The sequence below is a fragment of the uncultured Phycicoccus sp. genome (assembly GCF_947495705.1).
GTDB lineage: Bacteria > Actinomycetota > Actinomycetes > Actinomycetales > Dermatophilaceae > Phycicoccus.
Genome location: NZ_CANLZR010000014.1, coordinates 35,186 through 51,101 on the forward strand (window position 1 = coordinate 35,186; position 15,916 = coordinate 51,101).

14 protein-coding genes are annotated in these 15,916 nt (G+C 75.1%); 2 read left to right on the top strand and 12 right to left on the bottom strand.

Going from position 1 to position 15,916, the window contains the following annotated elements; all coding sequences use genetic code 11:
* Positions 1-84 precede the first annotated feature (84 nt).
* The 8 genes from Q0963_RS15715 to Q0963_RS15750 all read right to left on the bottom strand — a co-directional run bounded on the left by Q0963_RS15715 (position 85) and on the right by Q0963_RS15750 (position 9,849).
* Entirely contained in the window at positions 85-759 is a 675-nt protein-coding gene (locus Q0963_RS15715; RefSeq protein WP_299447883.1) for a bacterial proteasome activator family protein, read from the bottom strand.
* Between the two features lie 34 nt (positions 760-793).
* On the bottom strand, positions 794-2,437 hold the full coding sequence (locus Q0963_RS15720; protein WP_299447885.1) for a D-alanyl-D-alanine carboxypeptidase family protein: 1,644 nt from the start codon (positions 2,435-2,437) through the stop codon (positions 794-796).
* Between the two features lie 104 nt (positions 2,438-2,541).
* Positions 2,542-3,252, bottom strand: coding sequence for a class F sortase (locus Q0963_RS15725; RefSeq protein ID WP_299447887.1), 711 nt, complete (start codon positions 3,250-3,252; stop codon positions 2,542-2,544).
* Between the two features lie 69 nt (positions 3,253-3,321).
* Entirely contained in the window at positions 3,322-4,149 is an 828-nt protein-coding gene (locus Q0963_RS15730; protein ID WP_299447889.1) for a DUF4397 domain-containing protein, read from the bottom strand.
* A 91-nt stretch (positions 4,150-4,240) separates the two neighbouring features.
* A complete protein-coding gene (locus Q0963_RS15735; RefSeq protein ID WP_299447891.1) occupies positions 4,241-5,455 on the bottom strand; it encodes an MFS transporter in 1,215 nt (404 codons plus the stop codon).
* A gap of 142 nt (positions 5,456-5,597) precedes the next feature.
* A complete protein-coding gene (locus tag Q0963_RS15740) occupies positions 5,598-8,477 on the bottom strand; it encodes an FtsX-like permease family protein (protein WP_299447893.1) in 2,880 nt (959 codons plus the stop codon).
* Positions 8,474-9,202: an ABC transporter ATP-binding protein gene (locus tag Q0963_RS15745; protein ID WP_299447895.1), complete on the bottom strand. Its 729-nt coding sequence runs from the start codon at positions 9,200-9,202 to the stop codon at positions 8,474-8,476. The genes Q0963_RS15740 and Q0963_RS15745 overlap by 4 nt, the downstream gene beginning before the upstream one ends.
* Positions 9,199-9,849, bottom strand: coding sequence for a PadR family transcriptional regulator (locus Q0963_RS15750; RefSeq protein WP_299447897.1), 651 nt, complete (start codon positions 9,847-9,849; stop codon positions 9,199-9,201). The genes Q0963_RS15745 and Q0963_RS15750 overlap by 4 nt, the downstream gene beginning before the upstream one ends.
* Before the next feature lie 134 nt (positions 9,850-9,983).
* Here Q0963_RS15750 and Q0963_RS15755 point away from each other — a divergent pair, with 134 nt between their 5' ends.
* Positions 9,984-11,501, top strand: a complete 1,518-nt coding sequence (locus Q0963_RS15755) for an AMP-binding protein (protein WP_299447899.1) — start codon at positions 9,984-9,986, stop codon at positions 11,499-11,501.
* Here the strand turns inward: Q0963_RS15755 and Q0963_RS15760 are convergent.
* From Q0963_RS15760 to Q0963_RS15775, 4 genes are read right to left on the bottom strand one after another with little or no spacing between them, the layout of a single operon-like run.
* Positions 11,494-11,853 carry a DUF1304 domain-containing protein gene (locus Q0963_RS15760; RefSeq protein WP_299447901.1) on the bottom strand — a complete coding sequence of 120 codons (360 nt, stop codon included), beginning with the start codon at positions 11,851-11,853 and terminating at the stop codon, positions 11,494-11,496. The genes Q0963_RS15755 and Q0963_RS15760 overlap by 8 nt on opposite strands.
* 31 nt (positions 11,854-11,884) lie before the next feature.
* The gene (locus Q0963_RS15765) at positions 11,885-12,865 is read right to left on the bottom strand and encodes an NAD(P)H-quinone oxidoreductase (protein WP_299447903.1); all 981 of its coding nucleotides are present in this window, start codon (positions 12,863-12,865) and stop codon (positions 11,885-11,887) included.
* Between the two features lie 9 nt (positions 12,866-12,874).
* On the bottom strand, positions 12,875-13,438 hold the full coding sequence (locus Q0963_RS15770) for a molybdenum cofactor guanylyltransferase (RefSeq protein WP_299447905.1): 564 nt from the start codon (positions 13,436-13,438) through the stop codon (positions 12,875-12,877).
* Between the two features lie 20 nt (positions 13,439-13,458).
* Positions 13,459-14,220 (bottom strand): IclR family transcriptional regulator, encoded by a 762-nt coding sequence (locus tag Q0963_RS15775; RefSeq protein WP_299447907.1) that lies wholly within the window; start codon positions 14,218-14,220, stop codon positions 13,459-13,461.
* 102 nt (positions 14,221-14,322) lie between these two features.
* Here Q0963_RS15775 and hutH point away from each other — a divergent pair, with 102 nt between their 5' ends.
* On the top strand, positions 14,323-15,894 hold the full coding sequence (gene hutH, locus Q0963_RS15780; protein ID WP_299447909.1) for a histidine ammonia-lyase: 1,572 nt from the start codon (positions 14,323-14,325) through the stop codon (positions 15,892-15,894).
* The last annotated feature ends 22 nt before the right edge of the window (positions 15,895-15,916 follow it).

Consider the following 15,916-nt stretch of genomic DNA (forward strand, 5'->3'; position numbering starts at 1 on the left):
GTCGCTGCCGAGCCTACGGGCGCGGCCCGGCCAGGACCCGCTGCGCCCGCCTCCCGGGCGGCGGGCTGCCCGTCGCGCGGCGGACTAGAGGTACTGGCCGGTGCCCTCGGTGTGACCGGGCTCGGCGCCGCCCTGCCCCGGGGGCATCGTCATCCCCTTGCCCGGGCCGGCACCGGGAGTGGTGCCGGGGTGGTGCCCCGGCGGCAGCGCGCGCATCTGCTGCAGCTGGGCCTGGGCCGCCATCTGCTGGGCGACGAGCGCCGTCTGGATGCCGTGGAACAGCCCTTCGAGCCAGCCGACGAGCTGGGCCTGGGCGATCCGCAGCTCGGCGTCGGTGGGGGCGTCGTCGCTGAAGGGGAGGGCGATGCGCTCGAGCTCCTCGACGAGCTCGGGGGCCAGGCCGTCCTTGAGCTCGGCGATCGAGCGCTCGTGCACCTCGGCGAGCCGGGTGCGGCCCTGGGTGTCGAGGGGTGCGCTGCGCACCTCCTCGAGCAGCTGCTTGACCATCGACCCGATCCGCATGACCTTGGCCGGCTGCTCGACGAGGTCGGCGGGGTTCGTCGGGCGCTTCTCGTCGCTCCCGGCGCGGCCGTCCTCGCCGCGGGAGGCCCCCTTCGGGACGGCCTCGCGGGGGGCCACGCCCATGCCCTCGGGGGTGACGACGACGACCTTGTCGGCGTCGCCGACGACCGTCGCGGGGACCTGGCGTCGGGTGTCCGCGGCTGCCTCGTCGGTCTCGGGCTCGGAGTTCTCGCTCATACCCCCATCCTGCCCTGCCGATCGAGCCGGGGGCTCAGTACGTCGGGGCCGCCGGTTCACCGAGGAACTGTTCGTAGGAGTGCCAGCCGCCCTTGCGGTAGGCGGTGGACAGGGGGGTGCCGACGTAGCGGAAGTGCCAGGGCTCGCTGTTGTAGCCCGTGACGGGGGTGTAGCCGCTCTCGTAACGCAGGACGAACCCGAAGCGCCAGGCGTTGCGCTTGAGCCAGGCGCCCTGAGGGGTCGATCCGATGCAGTTGTGGACACTGCACGACGAGGTGCCGACAGGCGCGATGTCGACGCCGAGGCCGGTCTGGTGCTCGCTGTGTCCCGGTCGGGCGATCCATTGGTCGGCGTAGGCCCGGCCGTGGGTGGCGACACGGTTCCAGTACACGGAGGACTGCGTGCTGTACGAGCGGTAGCCGCTGGCGATGGCCATCCGGCCCGCACCCTCCGCGCGCGCGGCCGAGAACATCCGGGTCAGCGCCGCGGCCGCGTCGGACCGCAGCCTCGCGTTGTTGTGGTGGGCCACGTTCGGCACGACGAGCCCCGCGGGAACGTAGGACGTCGGCCGCAGCGGGTTGCGTTTGTTGACGAGCACCCACCGGCTGGAGGCGGTGACGATGCTGCGGCAGCCCTCGAGCGTGCCGACGAGACTGCGGACCGACCCCTCGCCGCCCAGGAGCGTGACCCGGGTGGTGGTGGGTCCCGCGAGCGCGGGACGCACCGCGGCGGGGACGCAGTACGGCACGGTGAGGTACAGCGGCCGCCGCTTCTTCCCCGCGAGGAAGGCCCCGGCCAGCCCGTCGACGACGTCGCGGCCGCTCGCCACGTACGCCGTGCCCGGCGCCAGGTCGGGGAAGGCGAGGTGGTTCACCCGGGCCGCCGCGGCGTACCGGTCCGCGCCCGAGGCCCGGGCGACGTTGGCGGCGCCGAGGATGCCCTGGAGCTGGGTCTCGATGCCCCGCGACACCCCGGCCGGTCCGCCGGCGATGGTGATCGAGGTGATGCCGAGGTCCTCGATGAGGGTCACCGTGGCGCCGGGCAGGGTCGTTGCGGACCCGTCGACGGTCAGCAGTGGGGCTCGCTGCGCGGCGGCGGCCGCCCCGGCGACGAGCCCGTCCGGCCACACCCTCCCGGTCGCGATCCAGGCCCGGCTCGTGCCACCGGCCGGGAACGCGTGACGCACCAGCGCCTCCGCGGTCCGGTAGCGGCTGGTGCCGGCGATGCGCCGGACGTCGGGGGCGTAGGCCTTCGCCTGGCTGAGGACCGTGCTCGACAGCGTCGACGAGGGTCCGACGACGACGATCGACCGGGGGGCGAGGCGCTTGAGCTCGGCGGCGATGCTCGAGGGGATGCCGTCGGCGCGGGTGAGCAGGACACCTCCGCCCTGGTGCACGGCTGCCGGGGTCGCGCTGAACGACTCCCAGGGCGAGGTGCCCGAGACGAGGTAGACGACCGCCGGCGTCGTGCCCGTCGGGAAGGCCGCTCGGCTCGCCGCGGCCGAGGCCGCGTACCGGTCGGCCCCGGCGATGCGGGTGACCGAGGGCGAGGCGATGGTGGCCGCGGTCGGTGCGGAGGCGGTCACGGAGCGGTGCGGCGATGCGGCGACGGGTGCGGTGGCGGCGAGGGTGAGTACGGCCGTGCCCACGGCGACGGCTGCCGCACGGAACGACTGCATCGGTGCCTCCGGTGGCGTCAGGTGGGGCTCGAGTCCACCGCTGAGTGTCTCGGGTCCCACCCCCGCGCCGCCACCGGTTTGGCGATTCTGCGCGGGCCGGGCAGTCAGCCCACCGGGGTCGCGGTGACGACGACGTTGTCCTCGTGGCTGCGCAGCTCGGGGATGTACTCGCCGCCACACGTGATGAGGACGAGGAGGGGGCGGCCGTTGCGGGCGAAGATCGTCTCGACGGGGAGGGCGCGCTTGCGCACCGCCTCCCGGCCGGTCACCTCGTAGCGGTGCTTCGTGCCGTCGGCGTCGACCACCTCGACCCGCATGCCGACCTCGGCGTTCGCGAGAGCGGCCAGCGCGCCGGGGCCGTCCTCGCGGGTGGCGACGTGGCCGGCGATGACGGTGTTGCCCTCGGGGTCGGCGGGGGCCGGCCCGAAGCGGTACCACCCGACGCTCGTCGGGGCCGCCGGGATGACCATCGCCCCGTCGGGCTCGACGCCGACGGGGCGGACCCGGGCGTCGACGTCGAGGTCGGGGATCCGCAGCCTCGTCGGGGCGGGTGCGACCTCGCTCGAGGCGGCGGCGGGCGAGGCGTCGCGGGCGGTGGCACGGACCGACGGGGTGGGGGCAGGCCCCGGGTCGGCCGCGGCGCTGGGAGTGGGAGGGTCGGCAGCGGGCGCGGACAGCGCTGCGAGCCCCTTCCCTGCGCTGGGCTCGGGGCGTCCGAGGGCCCAGCCGGCGAGGCCGAGCACGGCGAGGAGCGCCACGCATCCGGCGGCGGCCGAACCGAGCTGCCACCGGCGGGCGGCTGTGGTGGGGGTCATCGTCAACCTCGGGGGGTGCGGAGACGGGCGGCCCGGGGAGTGTCGCACCCCGGGCCGCCCGTCGCTCGGTCAGGCTCCGACGCGGCGAGCGCGCAGGCCCATGGCGGCCGCCGCACCGGCGGCGATCAGCGCCAGGGCGGTCAGCGCGACCGGCGTGGTGTCGGCGGCGAGGTCCGCGGTGCCCGACGGGACGCCGGACGGGGCGGAGTGCAGGCCGTCGATGGTCTGCACCGCGAGGTCCAGGGTCTGGTCCTCGGCCGAGCCGTAGGCGTAGACGACCGTCGCCACGCCCTCGGAGATGGTGACGTCGGCCGGGCCGATGACCGGGTCGGTCGTGCCGGCGAGCGCGACGGCGGCCGAGACGGTGCCGGCCGCGAGGTCGGCCTTCTCCTCGTTGGGGTTGGTCAGGCCGCTGAACACGGCGTCGCCACCGGCGAGGATGTCGACGGCCGGTGCGGCCGCGGTGTGCCGCACGACGAGGCGGCCCTCGCCGGCGGCGGTCGGGCTCATGTCGTTGACGAACGGGGTGAGGACCGGGTTGCCCGAGTCGTCGAGGTGGGCCACGACCGAGATGTTGGCACCGGCCGGCACCTCGACGTCGTTCAGCTCGATGGCCGGGTCACCGGCGGGGTCGTCGCCCGCGGCGAAGACGGCGAGGTTGTACGTCCCGCCCGGGAGTGCGACCGGGTCGGTGACGGTGCCGGGCTCGAAGTCCTCGAGCAGGGCCTCCTCCGCCGAGTAGCTGTCGTCGGCGCTGCCGTAGACGTCGACGGTGAGGTCGGGGACGCCGTGGACGACGACGACGCTGGCGTCGTCGGCCGCGGAGGCCGGAGTGATGAACAGAAGGGGGGCAGCAGCGGCCGCGGCGACCGCCGAGGCTGCGATGACTCGACGCATGACGAACCTCTCTCGATGGGTACTGACACCACCTCTTCCGTCCGGACGCCGATCCGGATGCACTTGGGTCGAAACTTCGTCGACGTTCCTGTCAGGCGGTCCGTGGGGTGACCCGGCGCAGCAGCGGCTGGGACGTCGCCGCCAGGAGGGCGGCCGCACCCCCTGCGGCGACGGTGACCGCGAAGGCGCCGGGGTGTCCGTGCAGGTCGGCCAGCCGCCCGGCGACCGCCGAGCCCAGGGCGTAGCCGACGCCCGTCACCGACGCGAGCAGGGTCATCGCCGTGCCGACGCGGGCGGGCGGGACGGCGCGCTCGCCGAGGACGAAGACGCTGATCATGTACGGCGCGATGACGAAGCCGAGCACGAGCACGACGGCGAACAGGCGCGGCACGGTGTCGGTGACGAGCAGGGGCAGGGCGAGGACGGCGAGGCCGATCGCGGTCACCAGCACCCGGCCCGGGAAGCCGAAACGCGCCGGGAGACCGGCGACCGCGAGGCCGGCGATGACCGACCCGACCCCCAGCGTGGCGTGGACCAGCCCTGCGAGGCCGGGCTGCCCGGCGGCCGTCGTGAGGACGGTCGTGCCGGTCTGGACCGAGCCGAAGACCACCCCCATGAGCAGCTGGGCGAGGAGCAGGACGACGAACGTCGACGTGACGACCCGCCCCGTGACCGGGCCGGTGGGCCGGTGGGCGTGCGCGAGCCGGGCCGTGGGGTGGATGGCGAACGCGGTGCCGAACCCCAGGAGCAGGACCGCCGCGACGCCCACCGCGAGGCCGGGACTGGCGAGCACGACGACGACGCCGATGAGGGCCGGGCCCATGACGAACGAGGCCTCGTCGGCCGCCCCCTCGTACGAGAAGGCGGTCTCCATGAGGCGCGGCTGGTGCGCGCCCTGGGCCCGGGTCATCGGCCGCCACCGGACCCGCGCCAGCGGGCCGATCTGCGGCATCGCCGCGCCGGCGAGCGCGGCGGCCCCGATGACGGCGGCTGCGGACCCGTCGCCGCGGGCGATGGCGACGAGGGCGAGGAGCGCGAGACCGCCGGCGATCGACTGGACGAGGACGACGGGGCGCTGCCCGACACGGTCGGCCAGTGCACCCGCCACCGGGGCCCCGGCGGCGTTGGCGACGGCGAGACTGCCGGCCGCGCCGCCACCGAGGCCGTAGGACCCGGTGGTGCCGGCGACGAGAAGGAGGGTGCCCATCTGGCTCATCGCCAGCGGGAGTCGCCCGACGAAGGCGACGAGGACGTAGAGGGGTCCGGCGAGGGTGAAGAGGCGCCGGTAGCTGGCAAGGGGAGACATGGGTCGTGCTTCCTGGGTCCTGCGCCCGGGTAGGGCGAAGCGGTGGTGCGCCGAACCCGCCTCCAACGGCGCACGAGGACCCTGTGCAGCGACCCAGTCTACCGGCCTCCGCGGCGGGTCCGGACCACGGAGGAGGGCGGCCTCAGGTGGAGCGGCGGGTCACCTGGGGGGCGCGGCGGATGCCGGCCGCTGCGAGCCCGGCCGCCAGCACCGGGACGAGCAGGCCGACGACGAGCAGCGGCCCCCACGGGATGACGAGGATGCTCTCGCCGTGGACCGACTCCATGGTGAGCGGGTCCCATCCGACGCTGGTCAGCGGCCGGGCGATGGCGATGCCCGGGACGATGCCGACCGCGACCCCGAGGACGCAGCCGACGATCGCGAGGAGGAAGGCCTGCGCCGCGGCCATGACGCGCCGGGTGCCCCGGGTCGCCCCGAGGGCCGCCAGGGTCGCCTGGTCGCTCTGCTGCTCGGCCAGGGTCAGCGCCGTCGACGTCAGGGTGACGACGAGGATGAGCAGCGCGAACACCGCGAGCAGGATGCCGACGACCACCCGGTCGTCGCGCTGGAACCCGTCCTCGCGGTGAACCGTCACCTCGTCGCCGAAGGTCTGCCGGACCTGCTCGACCACCCGGTCCGGCACGGCGGCGCCCCCCACGTCGCGGATCGTCCACGACGAGACCTCGGTCTCCCAGCCGGCCGCCGTCGGGCTCCCGGCCGCGAAGGCGAGAGTGGCTCCGAGCATCCGGCCGGAGTTCTCGCGGGTGACGGGCACCCGGACGGCGGGGACGACGGTGTCGGCGTCGACGTCGAGGGTGGTGGCGCTGGGGTCCTCGGCCTGCGGGTCGACGGGGTAGCTGCCGCTGACGACCCGCACCGTGTCGCCGGTGGCTGCGGTGGTCAGCACGGGGGCGCCGTCGCGGACCCGCTGGGCGTCGGCCCCGGTCAGCTGCAGGCGGCGGACCAGCTCGTCGGCGGGGAGGACGAGCACGGTCCCCGAGCCCAGGCCCTGTGAGCCGGCGACGAGACACCGCTCGTCGGCCGCGTCGGTGGCGAGCCAGCCGAGGGTCTGCTCGGGGGTGCACCCCTGCGGGACGATGCTGACGAACCGCACGCGGTAGGGCTCGGTCGGCGGGTCGATCGACGTCATCGTCGGGTCCCCGACGAAGGTGGTGTTCGGCATGACGATCAGCCCCGGGGCGACGTCCTGGACGGTGCCGGCGTCGATCTCCTGGTCGCCCCACACCGAGAGCAGGACCTCGCCGGGGATCGTCGCGGGGAGGTACTCGAGGCGTCGCTGCTCGGTGTCGCTCTCGAGACCGGTGAGGCCGAAGGTCAGGCCCGCCACGACGGCCAGGACGGCCGCCACCGACGGGGCGCTGCGCGCGCGGTGCCGCGCGAGGTCCCGCGCCGCCATCCGCAGCGACGTCGGCAGGTGCCCGCCGAGACGCCCGACCCCGGTGAGGACGACCGGGACGAGGAGGAGCGAGCCGACGATGAGGACGACCGCCCCGACGACGACGAACGTCTCGCCGTTGTCGGACACGACGGTCGGGGCGATGCCGCGGAGGTCGACGACGCCGGTGCCGCCGAGGGTGAGCGCGGCCCCGACGGCGGCCAGGACGACCCCCGCGACGAAGACGGCCACGCTGGGCCGCGGCGAGACGCTCTGGCCCCGCATGACCCCGACGATGTCGAGCCGGCCGAGCCGCCGGGCGGGGATGAGGGCGGCGACGAGCGTGGAGGCGGTGGCGCAGGCGGCGACGGCGAGCAACGTGGGGACCTGCACGTCGAAGGGGCCGGGGAACGGCGGGTAGGCGGCGTCCGCGGTCCACCGCACCACGCCGTACGCGGCGAGCACGCCGAGGATGACGCCGAGGACGGCGGACGTGACCCCGAGGACGAGTGCCTGGGCCAGCACGGTGCGGCGTAGTACGGGCGTGTGGGCGCCGTTGCTCGCGGCGAGCGCCAGGGTGCGACGCTGCCGGGTGGCGCTGACCGCGAACGCCGGCCCGACGAGGAGGGTCGTCGAGACCAGGAGCATGACTGCCGCGAGGGCGACCATCAGACCGGTCCGCTGCCCGTCCGAGGCCGACATGTCGCGCAGTGACTCCGGCAGCTCGGCGGTGGCGGGCGGGTTCCGCAGCACGTCGGCCGAGGTGACCCGGAAGCCGTACTCGTTGAGGGTCTGGACGTCCGTCCAGGTCACCGGGTCGTCCCCGAGCACGATCCACGCTCCGTTGCCGACGACCCCCTGGCTGACCGGCCCCGCGGTGACGATGCCCGGAGCGGACCAGGTCTCGAGGGCGCGCGCGGTGCCGACGATGGTGAGGGTGCGCTCGACCCCGTCGAGGGAGGCGGCGACGGAGCCGGTGTCCGGGAGGTCCCGGGCGGTCCACGCACCGGTCACGAGCACCTCGAGCGGGGCCGACGGGTCGGACGCCGGTGGCGCCGGCCAGCGACCCGACTCGAGCCGGAGCTTGTCACCGAGCCCGATACGTCCGTCGAGCGCGAGACCCTCGAGCGAGATGCGCCGGTCGCCGACCGAGGTCCGGACCCCGAAGCGCTCGTAGGGGGCGACCGAGGACCCGACGAGCCGGGCGACCGCGTCGGCGTTGCCGAAGGCCGACTGCTGGCGGTCGTAGCCCGGGATGGGCCGTGCTTCGCGGTCGAACTGGAAGGACCCGGCGTGTGGCTCGGGCAGGTGCGCGAGGGCGAAGTCCTCGGGACCCTCCAGCAGCGCCTGCCCGGTGCCCATCGCCGATGGGATCCGCTCGGGCCCGGTGACGTCGGAGGTGTACGCCAGCGTCACGACGGCCGAGAGCAGCAGCGCGGGCAGCAGCACCATGACGACGACGAGGGCGGAGCGCCCCCGGTGCCGGCGGACGTCCCGGCGCGCCATCCGCAGCGCGACCGCCCAGGAGGCGCGCCACTGGGCGTACCGGCCCGGCTCGGACGTCGCCGACGCGGGGCGCCCGTGGGTGACCGACGCCTCGGCACGGGGTGGCGCCTCGGTGCTCATCGGGCACCGTCGGCGGCCAGCAGGTCCTCGGCGCGCTCGGCGCCCCCGGTGGAGTCGACGACCCGGCCGTCGCGCAGGAAGACGACCCGGTCGGCCCATGCGGCGTGCCGGGCCTCGTGGGTGACGAGCAGGCCGGCGACGCCGTCGTCGCAGCGCTCGCGCAGAACCCGGAGCACCTCCTCGCCGGTGTGGCTGTCCAGCGCACCGGTGGGCTCGTCGGCGAGGACGAACCGGCGGGACCCGACGAGGGCCCGGGCGATCGCGACGCGCTGTTGCTGGCCCCCGGACATCTGGTCGGGGTAGCGGTCCGAGAGGTCCATGAGGTCCATCAGACCCAGCGTGTGCCGGGCCTGGCGGCGCGCGAGGCGGGCCCGGGTGCCGTCGAGCTCGAGCGGCAGGGCGACGTTCTCGGCGGCGGTGAGGCTGGGGATGAGGTTGTAGTCCTGGAAGACGAACCCCATCCGGCGGCGGCGCAGCTTCGCGAGGTCCCGGGGTGCGAGGGTGACGAGGTCCTCCCCGCCGATCGTCACCGTGCCGCCGGTCGGCCGGTCGAGCCCACCGGCCACGTTGAGCAGGGTCGACTTGCCGGAGCCGCTGGGACCCATGACGGCGACGAGCTCGCCGGGGTGGATCTCGAGCGAGACCCCGTCGAGCGCGGTCACCGCGGTCTCGCCGGCGCCGTGGACCCGGGTGACGTCGGTGAGGACGACGTGCGGAGCGGTCATGACAGGTTCCCCTCGTGGGCGGCCGGCACGAGGTCGGCGGGTGCTGGTGCATCGGTGGCGCGCAGGCGCGCGGTGCGGGCGGTGGCGACGGCGTGCCGGGCCAGGACCGACTCGACGTGGTCGAGCCAGCGGACCTCGGCCTCGGCCGCGAAGACGAGGTTCTCGAGGACGAGCAGCCAGGCCAGCCCGTGCTCGGCGTCGGCGTGGTCGGGACCGGCGCCGGCGCCCTCCGCCCGCTCGAGGGCGTCGCGCTTGAGCCGGGTGAGGTCGCGGAGGTGGCGCAGGGTCGAGGTGCGCTGGCTCTGGACCACCCGGTGGACGTCGACGCCGGGGGCGGTCACCGCGAGCGCGAGCTTGATGGTCAGCTCGTCGCGCGGGGTGCTCGTCCGGTCGACGGGGGTCGTCCACCACGTGGCCAGCTCGGCGACGCCCGCGTCGGTGAGCCGGTACGAGATGCGTCCCTCGGCATCGGCCTCCTCGTCCTGGGCGACGAGGCCGTCGCGGACGAGCCGCTCGAGCGTCGTGTAGACCTGCCCGACGTTGAGCGGCCAGGTGCCGCCGGTGCGCTGCTCGAAGTCGGAGCGCAGCCGGGCCCCGTAGGACGGGCCCTCGGCGAGGAGGGCCATGAGGCCGAGGCGGACCGACATGAGGACCTGCTCCCTCCGGCTGTATACCGGGTATTCCGTGCGAACGAGAGATAGGTATACCGGGTATTGGCCGGGAGTGCAAGGATGACGGCGGTAGCAGTCCGCGACGGAGAGGGAGACCGATGCTGGTCCCGATGACCGTGTCCGACTTCATCGACCGTGCGCGCACGGTCTACGGCGAGCGCGTGGGGGTCGTCGACGAGCCGGACCAGGTGGCGCAGCCGCTGCCCGACCTCACGTACGCGCAGGTCGCGGCGCTGGCCGAGCGCCAGGCCGCGCGGCTCGACGAGCTGGGCGTCGGGGTGGGCGACCGGGTCGCGATCGTGTCGCACAACGCCGCGCGGATGCTCGTCGCGTTCTTCGGGGTGTGCGGCTCCGGGCGGGTCCTCGTGCCGGTCAACTTCCGGCTGCGCCCCGACGAGGTGCGGTACATCGTCGAGCACTCCGGGGCCAGGGTCCTGCTCGTGGACCCCGAGATCGACGCCGCGCTCGGGAGCGTCACCGCCGAGCACCGGTTCGTCCTCGGCGACGACGACGCGGTCCTCGCCGCCGAGGGCGCGGAAGCCGCCCCCTGGGAACGGGACGAGAACGCCACCGCGACGATCAACTACACGTCGGGGACGACGGCCCGGCCCAAAGGGGTGCAGATCACGCATCGCAACATCTGGACCAACGCGCTCACCTTCGCGCTGCACGCCGGCGTCACCGACCGCGACGTCTACCTGCACACGCTGCCGATGTTCCACGCCAACGGCTGGGGGATGCCCTTCGCGACCACCGGCCTCGGGGTGAAGCAGGTCGTGCTGCGCAAGGTCGACGGCGCCGAGATCCTCCGCCGGGTCCGCGACCACGGGGTGACCTTCATGTGCGCGGCCCCCGCGGTCGTCAACGCGGTGCTCGACGCCGCGACGACGTGGGAGGGCGACCTGCCCGGCCGGGGCCGGGTGCGGATCATCGTCGCCGGGGCGCCTCCGCCGACGCAGACCGTCGCGCGGGTCGAGGCGGAGCTCGGCTGGGAGTTCATCCAGATCTACGGGCTCACCGAGACCTCGCCGCTCCTCACGATCAACCGCACCCGGGCCGAGTGGGACGACCTGTCCACCGAGGAGCGGGCGGCGAAGCTCGTGCGGGCCGGCGCCCCGGCTCTCGGGGTGTCGCTGCGGCTCGCGCCCGACCACGAGGTGCTCGCCCGCTCCAACGTCGTGCTCGAGGGGTACTGGGACCAGCCCGAGGAGTCCGCGCGGGCGCTCGAGGACGGCTGGTTCCACACCGGCGACGGCGGCACCATCGAGGACGGGTACCTCACGATCTCGGACCGCAAGAAGGACGTCATCATCACCGGCGGCGAGAACGTGTCCTCGGTCGAGGTCGAGGACGTCATCTTCAGCCACCCGGCGGTCACCGAGGTCGCGGTCATCGGGGTGCCGGACGAGAAGTGGGGCGAGACGATCAAGGCGCTCGTCGTGCTGGCGCCGGACGCCGAGGTGACCGAGGCCGAGCTCGTCGCATGGTGCAAGGAGCGGGCAGCCGGCTACAAGGCTCCGACCTCGGTCGAGTTCCGCGACGAGCTCGCCCGTACCGCCACCGGCAAGCTCCAGAAGTTCAAGCTGCGCGCGCCGTACTGGGAGGGCCGCGAGCGTCAGGTCAACTGAGCAGCCACGCCCCGAGGGCGAGGGCGGCCGGGAGGGCCTGGACGACGAGGATGCGGCGGCTCGCGGTCGCCGCGCCGTAGAGGCCGGCGACGAGCACGCACGAGAGGGTGAAGACGGCGAACGCGAACCGGTGGTCGACGGGCCCGACGAGCGCGAGCACCAGCCCCGCCACGAGGAACCCGTTGTAGAGACCCTGGTTGGCGGCGAGCACCGTCGTCTGCGCCGACAGCGCTCGGGAGGTGCCGAACGCGGCCCGGCCGCGCGGGGTGTCCCACAGCACCATCTCGAGCACGACGATGTAGATGTGAATGAGCGCCACGAGCGCGGTGAGCACGAGCGCGACGGTCGTCATCCCCGATGTCTAGCGCACCGAGGGTCCGGGGTCACCCCACCGTCAGCAGGATCTTGCCGATGTGGCCGCTCGCCTCCAGCTCGCGGTGCGCCTCGGCGGCCGCGGCCAGGGGGTGGCGCGAGTGCACGACGGGCCGCACGACGCCGTCCTCGACGAGCGGCCACACGTGCTCCCGGACCGCCGCGACGATGGCGGCCTTCTCCGCCAGGGGCCGGGCCCGCAGCGACGTCGCGACGACCGCTGCGCGCTTGGCGAGCAGCACCCCCAGGTCGAGCTCGCCGACGCGCCCGCCCTGCAGCCCGATGACGACGAGCCGGCCACTCGTCGCGAGCACGGCGACGTTGCGGTCGAGGTACTTCGCGCCCATGTTGTCGAGGACGACGTTCGCGCCCGCGCCGTCGGTCGCTTCCTTGACGCGCTCCACGAAGTCCTCCTCGCGGTAGTCGACGAGGATGTCGGCGCCCAGCGCGCCGCAGGCGTCGAGCTTCGCGGGCGTCCCCGCCGTCACCGCCACCGTGGCCCCGACGGCCTTCGCGAGCTGGATGGCCATCGTGCCGATGCCCGAGGACCCGCCGTGGACGAGCAGGGTCTCGCCCGGCTGGAGGTTGGCCGTGAGGAACACGTTGGACCACACCGTGCAGGCGACCTCCGGCAGCGCGGCCGCATCCGCCAGCGACACCCCGGCCGGGACGGGTAGCAGCTGGGTCGCCGGGACGCGCACGTACTCGGCGTACCCGCCCCCGGCGAGCAGGGCGCACACCTCGTCGCCCTCGGCCCAGCCCGTGACGTCCGCGCCGAGGGCCTCCACGGTGCCGCTGACCTCGAGCCCGGGCACCTCGGACTCCCCGGGCGGCGGCGGGTAGAGCCCCTGTCGCTGCATCGTGTCGGCGCGGTTGACGCCCGCCGCGGCGACGCGCACGAGCACCTCGCCGGAGCGGGGCTCCGGGGTGTCGACGTCGGACGGGACGAGCGCGTCGGGCCCGCCGGGCTCGGGGATCGTGATGGCCTTCATCCCCCGAGGCTAGGCGTCGCCCTCCAGCGCGGCGAGGTCGGCCGGGGTGTCGACGTCGCGGGACGCGGCGCCCGCGACGGCCACCTCGACGTGCGGCACCTCGAGCAGGGTGCGGGCCGGCAGCCCGGTGGAGCGCTGCCCGGTCCACCGCGTCATCGCGCCGGTCCGGTAGACCCCGAGCAGGGGGTTCGGCACCCCCTCGCCGTCGCGGGCGACGGCGGCCTCGACCTCCGGGCCGGCGGAGCCGAGCACGTCGGCCAGTCGGACCAGCGCGGGTGCGGCGTCGGGCATGTCCCCGGCGACGACGGCGACGAGGTCGGTGCGGGCGAGGGCCGCCCCGGCGAGGACCGCGGCGAAGGGGCCGCCGCCGGGCGGGTCCTCGCTCGTCCAGGTGACCGCACGATGGACCTCTCGCGGGGCGCCGACCGCCACGACCGGCCAGGGGGGCGGCAGGGTGTCGAGCAGCTGGTCGAGCATCGTCGTGCCGCGCAGGGGGGCGGCGAGCTTGTCGGCGCCGAACCGGGTCGACCGGCCACCGGCCAGGACGACGACGGTGACGGCTGCGCGCGGCATCCCCCGACCCTACGGCGGCGTCAGCGGGACCGGCCCATCCGCGCCGCCAGGGCCCCGGCCGTGTCCCGCACCGCGCCGACGAGCTCGCCGATGGCGCCGTCGTCGACGTCCGCCTGCGGGTACGTGACGGCGACCGCGGCCACCGGGTAGTCGTTGGCGTCCAGCACGGCGACCGCCACCGAGCCCAGCCCGGGGGTCACGAGCCCGTCCTCGACGGCGTACCCGCGCTGGCGCACCGCCTGGAGCCAGGAACGCAGCTGCGTCGTCGACGTCGGCCCGCGTCCGTCGCGCCGGACGAGGGCCGAGCGGTCCGGGTAGAGCGCCCGCACCTGGGCGGCGGGCAGCTGGGCGAGCATCGCGAGCCCGGTGGCCGTGAGGGGTGCCGGCAGCCGGACGCCAACGTCGGTGACGAGCAGCGGCCGCCCCGGCGCCCGGTGCTCGACGACGTAGAGCACGTCCCCGCCGTGCAGCACCGCGAGGTGGGCGTTGTGGCCGCAGGCGTCGACGAGCCGGTCCATCGCGCCGCGGGCCATCCGCTCCAGCGGCGCCTGCCGCTGGTACGCCGACCCGAGCTCGTAGGCGGCCAGGCCCAGTCCGTAGCGGCGCTCGTCGGGCAGGTGCCGGACGTAGCCGCGCTCCACGAGCACGGCGAGCAGGTGGTAGACGCTGGACCGAGGCAGCCCGAGGTCGCGCGCGATCGCCGCGGCCGGCACCGGCTCGCCCCGGCGGGCGATGAGGCCGAGCACGTCCAGGGCGTGCCCGGCGGCGGGGGCGTTGGCCATGCCGCCAGTCTGGCACCGGAGGTGTGGCGCCGTCTCGGGTGTGAGACAGCGATGGCCGGTGAGCCGTGGTCACCGAGGTCGAGGGGCGCTCCAATGGGGAGCATGAGCACCACCGTCACCCCCCGCCCGCGCGCAGCGTCCGTCCTCGTCGGGACCGGGCCGCTCCGCGTCGAGGACGTCGTCGCCGTCGCCCGGCACGACGCCCCGGTCGCGCTGGACCCCGCCGCGCTCGCCGAGGTCCGCCGGTCCCGCGGCGTCATCCGCGCGCTCGCCGACGACACCCGCCCGCACTACGGCGTCTCCACCGGGTTCGGCGCACTCGCGACGCGGCACATCCCCGTCGACCTCCGGCATGCCCTGCAGCGCTCGCTCATCCGGAGCCACGCCGCCGGGTCCGGGCCCGAGGTCGAGCGCGAGGTGGTCCGCGCCCTCATGTTGCTGCGCATCTCGACCCTCGCCACCGGCCGCACCGGCATCCGCGAGGAGACGCTGCAGGCCTACGTCGGCATGCTCGACGCCGGCATCACGCCCGTGGTCCACGAGTACGGCTCGCTCGGCTGCTCCGGCGACCTCGCCCCCCTGTCGCACTGCGCCCTCGCGCTCATGGGCGAGGGGGAGGTCCGGGACGCCGCGGGCACGGCGATGCCGGCCGCCGACGCCCTCGCCGCCTCCGGGCTCGCCCCCGTGCGGCTCGAGGAGAAGGAGGGGCTGGCCCTGGTCAACGGCACGGACGGCATGCTCGGGATGCTGTGCCTGGCCCTGCACGACCTGCGCGAGCTGCTCGTCGTCGCCGACATCAGCGCGGCGATGAGCGTCGAGGGGCTGCTCGGCTCCGACGACGTGTTCGCCGCGGATCTGCACTCCCTTCGCCCCCAGCCGGGCCAGGCGGCGAGCGCGGCCAACATCCGGGCGGTCCTGGCGGACAGCCTGATCCGCGAGTCCCACCGCACCGAGGCGTGCACCCGCGTCCAGGACGCCTACTCCCTGCGGTGCGCTCCGCAGGTGGCCGGCGGCGCCCGTGACACCGTCGAGCACGCGGCCCGGGTCGCCGGGTTCGAGCTCGCGTCGGCCGTCGACAACCCGGTCGTCACCCCCGACGGCCGCGTCGAGTCCAACGGCAACTTCCACGGGGCGCCGGTCGCCTATGTGCTCGACTTCCTCGCCATCGTCGCGGCGGATCTCGCGTCGATGTCCGAGCGGCGCACCGACCGCTTCCTCGACGTCTCGCGCAGCAACGGCCTGCCGCCGTTCCTCGCCGACGACCCCGGCGTCGACAGCGGCCACATGATCGCCCAGTACACCCAGGCCGCGATCGTCTCGGAGATGAAGCGCCTCGCCGTCCCCGCGTCGGTCGACTCCATCCCGTCCTCGGCGATGCAGGAGGACCACGTGTCGATGGGCTGGTCCGGCGCCCGCAAGCTGCGCCGAGCCGTCGACGGCCTGTCCCGGGTCCTCGCCGTCGAGGTGCTGACGGCCGCCCGCGGCCTCCAGCTGCGCGCTCCGCTGGAGCCGGCGCCGGCGACCGGGGCCGTCGTCGCCGCCCTGCGCGACGCCGGCGCCGGCACCCCCGGGCCGGACCGCGTCCTCGCCCCCGAGATCGACGTCGCCCACCGCCTCGTCACCGACGGCACCGTCCGCCGGGTCGTCGAGGCGGCCACCGGCCCCCTCGCCTAGCCCGCCACCCCACCACCCACCC

What these genes read in the sequence shown, in the direction of transcription:
- Q0963_RS15715 (WP_299447883.1), bottom strand. Translation starts at nt 759, where the DNA reads ATGAGCGAGAACTCCGAGCCCGAGACCGACGAGGCAGCCGCGGACACC.
- Q0963_RS15720 (WP_299447885.1), bottom strand. Translation starts at nt 2,437, where the DNA reads ATGCAGTCGTTCCGTGCGGCAGCCGTCGCCGTGGGCACGGCCGTACTC.
- Q0963_RS15725 (WP_299447887.1), bottom strand. Translation starts at nt 3,252, where the DNA reads ATGACCCCCACCACAGCCGCCCGCCGGTGGCAGCTCGGTTCGGCCGCC.
- Q0963_RS15730 (WP_299447889.1), bottom strand. Translation starts at nt 4,149, where the DNA reads ATGCGTCGAGTCATCGCAGCCTCGGCGGTCGCCGCGGCCGCTGCTGCC.
- Q0963_RS15735 (WP_299447891.1), bottom strand. Translation starts at nt 5,455, where the DNA reads ATGTCTCCCCTTGCCAGCTACCGGCGCCTCTTCACCCTCGCCGGACCC.
- Q0963_RS15740 (WP_299447893.1), bottom strand. Translation starts at nt 8,477, where the DNA reads ATGAGCACCGAGGCGCCACCCCGTGCCGAGGCGTCGGTCACCCACGGG.
- Q0963_RS15745 (WP_299447895.1), bottom strand. Translation starts at nt 9,202, where the DNA reads ATGACCGCTCCGCACGTCGTCCTCACCGACGTCACCCGGGTCCACGGC.
- Q0963_RS15750 (WP_299447897.1), bottom strand. Translation starts at nt 9,849, where the DNA reads ATGTCGGTCCGCCTCGGCCTCATGGCCCTCCTCGCCGAGGGCCCGTCC.
- Q0963_RS15755 (WP_299447899.1), top strand. Translation starts at nt 9,984, where the DNA reads ATGACCGTGTCCGACTTCATCGACCGTGCGCGCACGGTCTACGGCGAG.
- Q0963_RS15760 (WP_299447901.1), bottom strand. Translation starts at nt 11,853, where the DNA reads ATGACGACCGTCGCGCTCGTGCTCACCGCGCTCGTGGCGCTCATTCAC.
- Q0963_RS15765 (WP_299447903.1), bottom strand. Translation starts at nt 12,865, where the DNA reads ATGAAGGCCATCACGATCCCCGAGCCCGGCGGGCCCGACGCGCTCGTC.
- Q0963_RS15770 (WP_299447905.1), bottom strand. Translation starts at nt 13,438, where the DNA reads ATGCCGCGCGCAGCCGTCACCGTCGTCGTCCTGGCCGGTGGCCGGTCG.
- Q0963_RS15775 (WP_299447907.1), bottom strand. Translation starts at nt 14,220, where the DNA reads ATGGCCAACGCCCCCGCCGCCGGGCACGCCCTGGACGTGCTCGGCCTC.
- hutH (WP_299447909.1), top strand. Translation starts at nt 14,323, where the DNA reads ATGAGCACCACCGTCACCCCCCGCCCGCGCGCAGCGTCCGTCCTCGTC.